The following is a 12,103-nucleotide window of genomic DNA, read 5'->3' on the forward strand; positions in this document are numbered from 1 at the left end:
GTGGTAGCGGTGTTGCTTTAATTCGAACACTCGTACTTCATTACACCACTGTATGACGATGTAATGCGGAGTTTTCGTTGAACTGGAAAAGGTTTCTTCAAGTACAAGGTGTTCCCCCATCTCAAGCAGCCCTTGCTTTAGGCATGATTGGCTTGGGTCAAGCGTGGGCGCTCTATTTTCCAGTCGTCGGTCTTACTATTCGTCCTTATTTAGCGGCTCTGGGTGCAATCTTATTGCTACCAGTTCTCGCAAAATACCTGACCAGCTACAAAACCTTTATCGCTGATATCAGCCATCCTCTGTCGGGAAGCCTTATGGCACCAATGAGTATGGCTTTGTTGATATTGTGTGACTATTTAGCAGTTATCTCGCCGCTCATCGCTTACCCTATTTGGGCATTAGCGCTAATGCTGCATTTTACGATGATGGTTTTGTTCTTTGGCTTCCAGCTCATGAACTTCAAAATATCCAACATAGTTCCAAGCTGGTTCTTATATCCGGTGGGAATGATCAGTAGTTCGCTGGCAGGTACACAATTTGGGCACAACGTGTTCTCTGAAACACTGGTGCAAGTGTGCGTAGCGATTTACTTCATTTTGTTGCCCGTTGTGCTTTATCGCTTGGTGTTCTTTGGTTCCCTGCCTCGCAGAGCTAGACCTACACTTGCGATCATGGCAGCCCCAATTAACCTAACGCTTGCGACTTATCTGGTGAACTTCCCGCACCCAGATCCAATTCTAACAGGCGCTTTAGCGGGCATCGCGATCACCATGACGCTGCTAATCTACTTATGCTACATACGTTTGTTGCGTTTGAAGTTTCAACCTTCTATCGCTGCCGTCACTTTCCCCTCAGTGATCAGTGCTATCGCAATGCACAGATTAACCACCTTCTTCGAGTCAGATTACCCACATTGGCACTGGCTGCATAATTTTGGTTTCTTGGAATTGACGATTGCGACGGTCTTAGTGATTTGGGTGTCTACAGGGTACATCAGAATGTATTGGCCAGAGTTTTTCCCTAACAAGTCTTCTTCTTAATAAGCCAACTAATCCTTTTCTGCGCTGATATACGCTACACCATTTTTGCCACTGTGCTTGACCTGATACATGGCTTTATCAGCAAGTTCGTACAGCTCTTCGAATGTGTAATTGGACGTTGTAAATTCGCAAACACCAATACTAAAACCGATATGCGCTAAACCGCTGTCTAACTTGAGAGGTTCACTAACATTGGTCAGCAATTGGTCGATGTAACGGCTAATAACATCTCTGGAGTGATCAACACACAGCACCACAAACTCATCGCCGCCAAGACGGGCGATAATTGACTCACTCGGCGCATACTGTTTTAGCCAATCCGTTACTTTCATTAAGACCGCATCACCCGCTTTATGCCCTAGGTGATCGTTGACTGTCTTGAAGTTATCTAAATCAATAAAAATAAGAGATGCTGGTTGTTCCAAAATACCGCTACAAATTTCATCGCACTTTTCAACAAGCACTTTGCGGTTTAATAAGTTGGTTAAAGGATCTAACGTTGCCAGCCTTGCAAGTTCAAGTTCGTAACGCTTTTCCTTTGTGATATCGATGTGAGTCCCCATCATTCGCAGAGGCTTACCGTGTTCATCGTATTCCACAATACGTCCGCGATCAGATACCCAGCTCGTACTGCCATCATTGTGAATCATTCGATGAATCACCTGATACGTGTCCACCTTGCCACTAACATGGTCTTCAAATGCACCTACAGCCAAATCATAGTCATCAGGATGTAAGCGACTCTTCCAAATTTCAACGGTCGCTTCCAACTCTTGTGGTTGAAAGCCAAGCATCTTACCCCACTCCATATTAAAGATGGTGAGTTTGCCAGTAGGTAAATGATTTTCCCACAAGCAGAGACCATTTCCGTCAAGTGCAGCGTTAAGCTTTTCATCCAAGCGCTGATTTTCACGAGTCAGTTTTTCGACTTGCTGCTCTAGTTGATTAATTCGCTTTAAATAATCGTCCATGAATTCTAGTACTTGTATTGCGTCTAACATTTATAGGCGGTTAGTTTAGCACCATATCAATACGCTTAAATTATAATTTGGTAGCAATTAATCATTTCCATTGGTTTGAGAAACATGCCAAATGGAAATTATCGGTTGCCACCGTAGTGTGAAAGCCTCAGAATGTCGCACTTTTCGCCAGCGGTGATCTTTTATCCGTGGTGAGTGTTATTAAGTAAATTACTGAGAATTAAATATGGGTTTTACCTCGTTAGGTCTATCTGCACCAATCCTTAAAGCTATTGAAGAAAAAGGATACACCACTCCTTCTCCTATCCAGCTGCAGGCGATTCCGGCTGTATTAGAAGGCAAAGATGTAATGGCAGCAGCGCAGACAGGTACAGGTAAAACTGCAGGCTTTACTCTGCCAATTCTCGAGCTACTGTCACGTGGTCCAAAAGTGCGTGGTAATCAAGTTCGCGCTCTGGTTTTAACACCAACTCGCGAGCTTGCAGCTCAAGTAGAAGAGAACGTCAATACCTATAGCCGTCACCTGTCACTTTCTAGCGCAGTAGTGTTCGGTGGAGTAAAGATTAACCCGCAAATGCTGCGCCTGCGCAAAGGCGCTGACGTATTGGTTGCAACACCGGGTCGTCTTCTGGATTTATACAACCAAAATGCAGTGAAATTCGACCAACTGGAAGTTCTAGTTCTAGACGAAGCTGACCGTATGCTTGATATGGGCTTCATCCGTGATATCCGTAAGATCCTAGAGTTATTGCCAAAACGTCGCCAAAACTTGTTGTTTTCAGCAACCTTCTCTGACGAAATTCGCGCACTTGCTAAGACCATGGTGAATAACCCTGTTGAGATCTCAGTAAGCCCTGCGAACTCAACAGCAAGAACGGTAGAGCAATGCATCTACCCGGCAGACGTGAAGAAGAAAGCGCCTATGCTGGTCAAACTGATCAAAGATGGCAACTGGCAACAAGTACTGGTGTTTACTAAAACTAAGCACGGCGCAAACAAACTGTCGGCTTTCTTAAATGATGAAGGCATTACTGCAGCACCGATTCACGGTAACAAAAGTCAAAGCGCTCGTACCAAAGCCCTAGCCGATTTCAAATCTGGTGAAGTACGTGTTTTAGTTGCGACTGATATTGCAGCACGCGGTATCGACATCCCTCAGCTACCGCAAGTGGTTAACTTTGAATTACCAAAAGTAGCTGAAGATTATGTTCACCGTATTGGTCGTACAGGACGTGCTGGCGAAGTGGGTAAAGCCATTACGTTAGTGTCAGCACTTGAAGCATCAGAGCTGTTTGCTATTGAACGTCTAATCCAACAAGTGCTGCCACGTAAGGAACTGGCAAGTTTTGCACCGTCAAATAAAGTGCCAGAGTCTGTTTTAGACACGCGCCCAATTAAGCCGAAAAAGCCTAAGAAACCGAAGAAGCCTAAAGCGCCAAATGCAGAAGGTGCTGACTCTGCTCAAAGTTCTTCAAAAGCGGACAAACCTGCGGCTAAGCCACACTCTAAGCCAACACAACACTCGAAATCAAAAGAACACTCTAAACCAAAAGAGCACGCTAAATCGAAAGAACACGGCAAGCCAAAAGCGAATGGTGAAAACAAACATCGCGCTAAAGGATTTGCAGACAAAGCAAAATCTGACCAGACGCCAACGGCTAACAAGTCGGGTGGCAACGGTAAACCAAACAGAAATGGTAAACCTGGCTCAAATGGCAAACAGGCTACAAGCGGTAAGCCAAATGCAAACAGCAAACCAAGCGGTAACAGAAAGCCGAATCGCGATTCAAACCCAAACCGCAATCAAGGTCGCAATCAGAACCGCAGTCAAAACAATAGTAAGCCATCGGCATAATATCGATTCCTAAAAAAAAGAGTGTGACCGCAAAGTCACACTCTTTTTCATTCCGCGTCCTTACTCTTCAATCCTATCTTCTCACTCTCACCCTATGAGTTGAGTTAACGCTAGCTTGAACCATTAAGATTCCATCGGTACGACTAAAATATCAATCGATGACTTGTTGATAAGATCTCGAGAGTAAGAAACCATATTGCTCCAAAAGTCATGATGATGTCCGCAGATCAGTAAATCATAATCATGCTGTTCAATGACTTTTTTAAGCTTGCTACCCAAGCTGCCAGTCCCTACCCAGAAATGTTTGATCGGAAAATCAGGAAATTGCTCCTTGGTGTATTTCTGGAAGCTTTGAAGAAGCTCATTGGAATGCTGATTAAGAGGCTTTTGAGTTGGGTCTTGTTGAATATCAATTAACTGGGTATACACCTCACCAACCGCACCCGCGACATGAATAAATGAGACGTCAGCGTCGAAAGTATTCGCCATTGAAACCGCTTTATTGATTAATGCTTTGTTCTCTTCGGTCAGCTCTAGTGCGACTAAGATATGTTGGTATTTCATAACTGTGCCCTTATGCCTATATAACTGATGAGAGCATAGTCTTTATTGAGAAAAAAGGTGTCACTGAGATCACACGATTAAAAGTTAATTTACCCTGAAAGTTCAAAAACTTAATAGGTAACTTTTCCTCTGAGAGACTTATTTGCACCGTTTCTTTTCTTTGCTTCAACACGTCGCACTTGAGAAGCGCGAGTTGGCTTAGTCGGTCGACGTTTCTTCTCCACAACCATGGCGGCGATAATCAGTTCTCGCAGTCGGTTTAGAGCATCTTCACGGTTTTGTTCTTGAGTACGGAAAGTCTGCGCTTTAATGATGATCACCCCTTCTTTGGTGATTCTGCTGTCTGAGAGCGCAAGTAACTTTTCTTTGTAGATTGCTGGCAACGTTGAACGCTGGATATCAAAACGAAGGTGGATTGCGCTGGAAACCTTATTCACATTCTGCCCACCACTACCCATTGCTCGAATGGCAGAGAGCTCTATTTCCCAATCGGCAAGTTCAACGGTGTTGGAGATTTTCAGCATCACAGTACATTTAAAGATAAAAGCAAGCGGGCATTCTAAAGAACTTCTGCATCTATTTCTACGGATTGAGTTGCTTTAGCTAGTCAACTAAGTAGCGAGTTAATTAGATTCAGAACCAGATTGCAGTGATGAGCAAAAAATCTCACCGATCGATTCAATGGTTAAAGGAGGCGCGAAATAGTAACCCTGCACGACATCGCAGCCATAATCTGACAGAGCCTCAAACTGCTCCATGGTCTCAACTCCTTCGGCAACAACAGTCATGTTACAAGAATCGCCAATCGCGATAATCGCTTTTACTAACGTTTGCGTCTGATCGCTTTCTAGAATTTTGTCGGTAAAAGAGCGATCAATCTTAATCTCAGTAATGGGTAGCGTGTTCAAATAGCTGAGTGACGAGTAACCCGTCCCAAAGTCATCTAATGAGAGTCCAAAGCCATAACTCTTCATACTATTGAGGCGTTCCGCTACTGTACTGAGATCTTCCAATAAAACGTTCTCGGTAATCTCTAACGTTACACGAGAAATATCAATCCCGACTATCTGCGCGATTTTGACCAGTTTTTCGGGGAAATTTGGCTCCATTAGCTGCTTCGGAGAGATATTAATTGAAATGCCGATCGCATCTGTACCATTAGGGCTGATGGAGAGTATATCTTCACATGCTTTGCGAAAAACAAAACAACCAAGTTCATGAATAACACCTATCTCTTCTGCGACGGCGATAAACTTGATCGGCGAAATGGGTCCTAAGCGTTTGCTGTTCCAACGAGCAAGCGCTTCAACACCAACATGCTTGCCGGTTTTGACTTGAATTTGTGGCTGATAAAGCACTTTAATCTCTTCATCTTTAAGTGCTTTTCTCAGTTCTTCCTCAATCATGTAATCAAGTTGGATCTCTTCATTGATATCCTTGTTGTAAAACATCGCGCTGCCTTTGTTCAACGCTTTGGATTTATACAAAACAACATCTGCTTTACGAATTAATGCTTCAGGGTCAGTATCATCGCGAGGGAATATAGCTACACCAATACTGCAATTCGTCGTGAGAACTTTGCCATCAATAATGAACTTATCTTCAAACACTTGCTGTATTTCAATGACTTTCTCTCTAGCAGCCATATCATCAGCTAAATCTGGAAAGCAAAAGATAAATTCATCACCACCAAAACGAGACACGGTATCGTGAGCGCCTAAAATACTCTCAAATTTTCGGCTTATGGTTTTAAGCAACTTGTCACCCGCTGAGTGACCATGCAAATCATTAATCTTTTTAAAATCATCCACATCGAGCAGCATCACGGCTCCACAACATTGATTATGATGTGCATAGTCAACACCATTGTGAATTATGCCATTAAGCAATAATCGGTTTGGCAGGTCTGTTAATGAATCATGCTCTGCAAGATATTTGAGCTTGTCTTTAATCTGCTTGAGCTCATCAAAATCTTTGCCTATACGTTCCTGAAAGCGACTAAAACGAACACCTATAACGCGCCCCATCTTTAGCGAAAGAGCAATGATGACTAAAGTTGAAATCAAACTTGCTAACAGTACACGTCTTAGTTCGGCTCTATTACTTGCTTCTAAAGCTCGCACATTCTCTGCAAGATAAGCTTCAAAACGTTGCACATAAAAACCTGTACCGATTGTCCAATCCCAACCATCGATCATCTTGAGATAACTGATTTTCTCTCCACCATTGGGTGCTCCCGGCATGTATTTCGCCATGTAGTGAGTAAAGCCTGCACGCTCTGATTGATTATCTCGAATCTCATCTAATTGCGTGCCTAGTTCTTCGGATACTGGAGTACTCACCATCCAAGGTTCTGGGTGAGAAATGACGGTTCTATGTTCATCTATGATAAAAATGTAATCGTTGTCGCCGTAGCGGAAATGTTTTAGCCATTCAACAATCTGTTCTTTGATGTCCGATTCAACATCAACAATGTAATCGCCCGTGCCGATATACCAGCCATAAGGTTCAAACAGCTTCGCAAAGCCAATCTTCTCAAACTGATCTTTGGCATTGGCGTCTGGCTTACTGTACCACCAGCGGTAAAAAGCTTCCCCACCTGCCGCCTTCATTCTGGCGATATGTTCCTGAACTATCAGAGTTCCGCGAACGTCTTTGGTGTTCCAAACGGAGTGACCCTCTAGCTGAGGAAACAAACTGTGCATCACATTGATTCCGTCGCTGTCATAAATAAAGAAGTATCCTCGATCATGATTGAAACGGATGGGTCGTAGTGCCTCCGTAATCATTTTGGTCACTTCTTCTTTTGGCTTGTCGCGGTGATGCTCGTAGATATTGGTCGCAATCTTGTGTGCTTCATAAACACGGTCATAGATTTGCTGTTGAAGGGTTTTTACCGTCTGACTTTTTTGCCGATCGATCTGATCAGAAATCTGTCTAAGTTGTTCTTTGACGATTTGCTTCTGTTGCTCAATCAAACTCTCACGAATGAACTCTATCTTTTCTTCCGCTTCCATTTGATTGCTTTGAATAAGAATGCCATTAACCACGATCGCAAATAGCGTGATGAACACTGCTGGCGCATATCGAATAATATTCAGCAATTTTCTATCGTTTAGTGGCGTCATCGCTTCCTACTTAAGCATGTGGTTACTCAATAAGAATAGTCAATTTTGACTAGTTTCAAATGACGAAAAGCCTAAAGTGGTAGTTCAAGCAAGAAGATTAGCAATTTGATGATTATGAAGGCGTTATAGATGCAAAAAAGCGAGCTAATTGAATTTAGCTCGCTTTCTTCGAGGGACTTATGATTAGGCAACCAACTTTATCGAACTGCCCGTTCTAGATGCTTCTACATCTAACCGTAGTGAAATCTGTTCTTTAAGTTCACTAACGTGGGAAATGATGCCTATGGTTCGCCCGCCCTGCTGTAGATCGATAAGAGTTTGTATAGCTAAATCGAGTGACTCTGGATCTAAGCTACCAAAGCCTTCATCAATAAACAGCGTATCGAGGCGAATGCCCCCACTGTACGACTGCACTACATCTGACAATCCCAGAGCGAGAGAAAGCGCCGCCATAAACGACTCACCACCGGATAGAGTTGCTACATCACGCCATTTTCCTGTGTAGCCATCTTCCACCATAAGATCGAGACCTGAACCACTGTTGCCTTTTGCACGTTCTTCTTTGCGCTTGAGTAAGTAGCGCCCTTTGCTCATCAGTTGTAATCGCTGCGACGCCTGAATCAAGACGTCATCCAGAAGCACACCCAGCACAAAACGATGCAAACTTACTCTCGCTCCCGTTTTACCCGTAGCAATATCACTTAATGTGCCAAACACTTGATAGGCTTTTTCCAGCTCTTCATTTTTGGCATAGAGAGCAGTGAGTTTCTGCTGAACCTGATTTAGACTATCCATTCGAGAGCGGAGCTGAGTATAGGTTTGCAATGCTTGGTCAACTTCTTGTTGTTTGGTCGCCAATGCCTGCTCTAACGGTTCCAATTCAGGTAACTGCTTATCTTTTAGTTCACTGTCGATCGATTCAAGCTGAGTTTTGAGTGATGCTCCTTGGTCTTCGAACTGACGAATGGAAGACTCAAGCTCAGCGATGGCGGATTCAACCAACTTAGCATTTAAATAAGCTTCTTGATTTTCAAATTCGCTCGCCGACAAAGCGTCCAACCATACTTTTTCGGTAGCTTCTTTCTCTTGTGACCATTGCTTTTGTAGAGTGAGTGCATCACTCAATGATGACTCAATCGCTGAAAGCTGCTTTTGTACTTCAGCAAACTGTTGCTGCGCACTCTGTTCCGCTTTTTGCACATCTTCGATTTGCTTTTTCACCGCTACGTATTGGCTTCTAACTTGTTCAACGTTTTCGAACCCAGACGAGATACCTTCGCGCAAAGAAGCCACTTCGGTTTCCAGCACGGTCACCGCATGTTTGCTTTCTGCAGTGCTCACAATTGATTTTTCAAGGTTAGCCTTGGTTTGTAGCAGACGTCCTTCCAGCGTTTCTAACTGAGATTTCAATACTTGTGGCTGCATTAGCGAAAGGGTTTGGATCTCTTTTTCCAACGCGACCTTGGTTTGCTCAAGCTCTGCGAGTTCAGCTATCGCTTGCTCTGTAATCTTAGCAAGCAACTGGCTCAGTTCACGTTCAAGCTGAGCAAGATTGGATAGCGAAGATTGATGATTCTTCAGCGCTTCCAGCTCATTTGTCGCACGGCGTTGCTGTTCATCGCGGGCATTTTTCACATCAGCGCGAGTAACCACATCACCTGTAAAGTTCGCTAAATGCGGGTGTTCTAGGCTTCCACATACAGGACAAGCATCACCTTCGCTTAATGATTTAGCCAACTCCGCGGCTTGGTTGGTGTGCCAAATCATTTCTAGCTTATCGGCTTCACGCTTAGCGTTGGCTGTCATTTGCTGCGCTTCTTTATAAGCGTTTTCAGCCACCATGACATTCTGTTTGAGCTTGATTTGCTGCTCACTTAATTGGCTGCAGTTTTGGCGAATCTTGATCTGCTCAGCAATGTTCCCCAGAGAAAGACGTTTTGCATCTAAGCTCGAAACTGCGTGCGAGGTTTGCTCGTATTCCGCACGTTTGGCTTGAATCTCGCTATCTAATCCCTTTAGCTGCTTCTCAAGCTCCTCTTCCTCTATTCTCGTTTTGGTAAAAGTCTGCTGAGCAACGATGAGTGCCTTTTGTTTATCATCTAAGGCGCGGTACTTTTTGCCAATTTCTTCAAGTTGATAGAGCTGTTGTGACAGCTCTGGAACACTCTGCGCATGCTGAGCCGCTTGTTTCCAAGCCGCTTCGTTTTGTTCAAACTGAAGCTTGATTTGCGAAGTTTGCTGCTGCTTTTCTGCAACGCTTTTTGTCGTTTGTTCAAACTGCTTTGTAGCACTTACCCACTGATTGAAAGGCAAATCCAACGCTAACGCTTTTCTCGCTTTTACTCTTTTCTGGCGCAGTAGTTCAATGCCAGCCAGTTGTGACTGATGTTCAGCAACCGCTTTTTCAAACTCAGCTTTTTGCGCAAATTTCTGCTTAAGCTCCAACGCCAAGTTGCGCAGTTTCTTCGCTTCATCCAGTTGCTGTTGCAATGTTTGATAAGTCTGCTCACCTTGTTTCAACTCTGGTTCTAACTTGGTTTGTTCTTCTTTTAACTCTTCTTCAGAGGCGACAGAAACGACATTCAATGCACCTTTTATCTGGTTATCAAACTCGTCTTTCTCTTTTCGAATACCCGCAGCTTTATCAAACAGCGCACGTTCAATCTGGGTATAAATCTGCGTTTGGAATAGCTGACCAAAGATTTGTTCACGCTCTTTAGAGTTCGCAACCAAGAGCTCTCGAAACTTACCCTGTGGAATCACCATAACCTGGCGGAACTGCTTCACATCCAAGCCAATCAAATCAACCATAGCCTTGGCGACGGGATTCGGTCTGTTCGCTAGCAACTTCTGCTCACCATTAACCAGTTCCACCAGCGTGGCTGAGTGAGTTTTCTTGGTTGTGCCTTCACCACGCTTTTTCAGCGTTTCTTGATCTGGACTGCGAGTGACGAGATAAACTCGCCCTGCCAATTCAAACTCAAACTCTATTTCAGTGAGCAGTTCTGCATCCGCGTAATCACAACGCATCTGATCGCCAGTACGTTCGCTGCCCGTTGTTTCTCCGTACAAGGCAAAACAAATCGCATCTAGAATCGAGCTTTTCCCAGCCCCTGTTGGACCATTAATGAGAAACAATGGTGAAGCACCAAGGCTGGTGAAATCCACCACCTCTTTGCCAGCAAAAGGACCAAATGCCTGAATCGATAATCGGACTGGGCGCATCTTATTCCCCTTGCTTCAATGACTGGATAACCGCACTCACGGCTTGTTCTTGTGCTTCGGTTAATGATTCTTGCTTAGCTTCAAGGAAGAAATCTTTGAACATGTCCATTTCTCCGCGAGCCAGACGTGCTTTGCCCATTTCCTGATCCACACCAATCAGCATGCCCGGTTTTTCAAGATGCAGAACATTTGGGTAAACCTTTCGCAGCTTTTCCATTGGGTCGAGAATGGCATGTTTATCTTGCAGGCGAACCAGTAAATAGTCGTGGCTGTTTGGGTCTGTTTTGCCCTGTTGCAGAATCTGCTCTAACTCGCCTTCCACAATGCGCATGTTATGAGGAGCATCAAGCGGAACTTGAGTTGCCGATACGAAGCCATCTTTGTTCAGTTCAACCAACGTCATTGCTTTCTTATGGTGCTGTTCACTGAAGCTGTACTTCATCAATGAACCTGAATAGCGGATGTAATCAGTGCCTTTCATCTGAGGCTGATGCAAATGACCAAGGGCAACATAATCGAAGGATAAAAAGTGTTCGTGGCTGACTCTGTCTGAGCCCCCGATGGAAAGTGGACGTTCTGACTCAGATTCAATCGCACCATCAACAAAACAGTGGCTCACAAGCACATTTCGTTGCGACGATTGAAATTGCTCGACAATTAAGCCACAAAGATGTTGATGAGCTTCATCGTGAGTGCTGACGACTGTCTGATAATAATGGCGCACAAGTTCAGGATCGTTATAAGGCATACCATAAAAAGCAACTTCACCCGCCAGTTCACTAGTAAGCACAACGGGCTCAAGCATCTGCTTAAAGTCAGCAATGATGTGCAAGCCAGACTGCTTCATCTGCTTGGCAGCAAAACCCAGTCGTTTGGCTCCGTCGTGGTTGCCCGGTATCACAATCATAGGCACACCAAGCTCACCGCAAATTTGCGTGACAACTTCATCTAACAATTCAATAGCCATCGTCGGTGGTATGGAGCGATCGTAAACATCACCCGCCAGCACAAGAGCATCCACTGGATTCTGTTTGATGTAATCAACAATTTGAGAGAGAACGTGTCTTTGATCTTCAAGTAGCGACACGTTATGAAACTGACGGCCAAGGTGCCAATCTGAGGTGTGAAGAAACTTCATGCCTTTCCTGTGCAACGAACACTTTTATAATAGTTGCCAAATATGATACCCGTTTTATGAGTAAATGCGACGCTGAAAAGGCAAAGAGTGAGTGCTGATACAGGATTCGTTGCCCTTTGTGTTCAATGAGTAACACCCAAGGGCAACAAGCCAACTGATTTGGTTGTTAAGCT

8 protein-coding genes are annotated in these 12,103 nt (G+C 44.2%); 2 read left to right on the forward strand and 6 right to left on the reverse strand.

Going from position 1 to position 12,103, the window contains the following annotated elements; genetic code table 11:
• The first annotated feature begins 77 nt into the window (after positions 1-77).
• Positions 78-1,040: a TDT family transporter gene (locus tag ACOSVQ_RS10205; RefSeq protein WP_491982467.1), complete on the forward strand. Its 963-nt coding sequence runs from the start codon at positions 78-80 to the stop codon at positions 1,038-1,040.
• 8 nt (positions 1,041-1,048) lie between these two features.
• Here ACOSVQ_RS10205 and ACOSVQ_RS10210 read toward each other — a convergent pair whose 3' ends face one another.
• Positions 1,049-2,011, reverse strand: coding sequence for a sensor domain-containing diguanylate cyclase (locus tag ACOSVQ_RS10210; RefSeq protein ID WP_491982468.1), 963 nt, complete (start codon positions 2,009-2,011; stop codon positions 1,049-1,051).
• A gap of 235 nt (positions 2,012-2,246) precedes the next feature.
• Between ACOSVQ_RS10210 and ACOSVQ_RS10215 the strand changes: the two genes are divergently transcribed.
• Positions 2,247-3,875, forward strand: coding sequence for a DEAD/DEAH box helicase (locus ACOSVQ_RS10215; RefSeq protein ID WP_491982469.1), 1,629 nt, complete (start codon positions 2,247-2,249; stop codon positions 3,873-3,875).
• 123 nt (positions 3,876-3,998) lie between these two features.
• Here the strand turns inward: ACOSVQ_RS10215 and ACOSVQ_RS10220 are convergent, their stop codons facing one another.
• From ACOSVQ_RS10220 to ACOSVQ_RS10240, 5 genes are all read right to left on the reverse strand, one after another.
• Positions 3,999-4,439, reverse strand: a complete 441-nt coding sequence (locus ACOSVQ_RS10220) for a universal stress protein (protein WP_491982470.1) — start codon at positions 4,437-4,439, stop codon at positions 3,999-4,001.
• A 110-nt stretch (positions 4,440-4,549) separates the two neighbouring features.
• Entirely contained in the window at positions 4,550-4,963 is a 414-nt protein-coding gene (gene arfB, locus ACOSVQ_RS10225; protein ID WP_491982471.1) for an alternative ribosome rescue aminoacyl-tRNA hydrolase ArfB, read from the reverse strand.
• A gap of 99 nt (positions 4,964-5,062) precedes the next feature.
• Complete coding sequence (locus ACOSVQ_RS10230; protein WP_491982472.1) at positions 5,063-7,567, reverse strand: bifunctional diguanylate cyclase/phosphodiesterase; 2,505 nt, start codon at positions 7,565-7,567, stop codon at positions 5,063-5,065.
• A gap of 183 nt (positions 7,568-7,750) precedes the next feature.
• Positions 7,751-10,792 carry an AAA family ATPase gene (locus tag ACOSVQ_RS10235; RefSeq protein WP_491982473.1) on the reverse strand — a complete coding sequence of 1,014 codons (3,042 nt, stop codon included), beginning with the start codon at positions 10,790-10,792 and terminating at the stop codon, positions 7,751-7,753.
• 1 nt (position 10,793) lies between these two features.
• Entirely contained in the window at positions 10,794-11,930 is a 1,137-nt protein-coding gene (locus ACOSVQ_RS10240; protein ID WP_491982474.1) for an exonuclease SbcCD subunit D, read from the reverse strand.
• Positions 11,931-12,103: the final 173 nt, after the last annotated feature.

Source organism: Vibrio sp. HM8-C, from assembly GCF_058630515.1.

Excerpts from the sequence above, each read along its gene's own strand:
- arfB (WP_491982471.1), bottom strand. The coding sequence starts at position 4,963 with ATGCTGAAAATCTCCAACACCGTTGAACTTGCCGATTGGGAAATAGAG.
- ACOSVQ_RS10220 (WP_491982470.1), bottom strand. The coding sequence starts at position 4,439 with ATGAAATACCAACATATCTTAGTCGCACTAGAGCTGACCGAAGAGAAC.
- ACOSVQ_RS10235 (WP_491982473.1), bottom strand. The coding sequence starts at position 10,792 with ATGCGCCCAGTCCGATTATCGATTCAGGCATTTGGTCCTTTTGCTGGC.
- ACOSVQ_RS10215 (WP_491982469.1), top strand. The coding sequence starts at position 2,247 with ATGGGTTTTACCTCGTTAGGTCTATCTGCACCAATCCTTAAAGCTATT.
- ACOSVQ_RS10210 (WP_491982468.1), bottom strand. The coding sequence starts at position 2,011 with ATGGACGATTATTTAAAGCGAATTAATCAACTAGAGCAGCAAGTCGAA.
- ACOSVQ_RS10240 (WP_491982474.1), bottom strand. The coding sequence starts at position 11,930 with ATGAAGTTTCTTCACACCTCAGATTGGCACCTTGGCCGTCAGTTTCAT.
- ACOSVQ_RS10230 (WP_491982472.1), bottom strand. The coding sequence starts at position 7,567 with ATGACGCCACTAAACGATAGAAAATTGCTGAATATTATTCGATATGCG.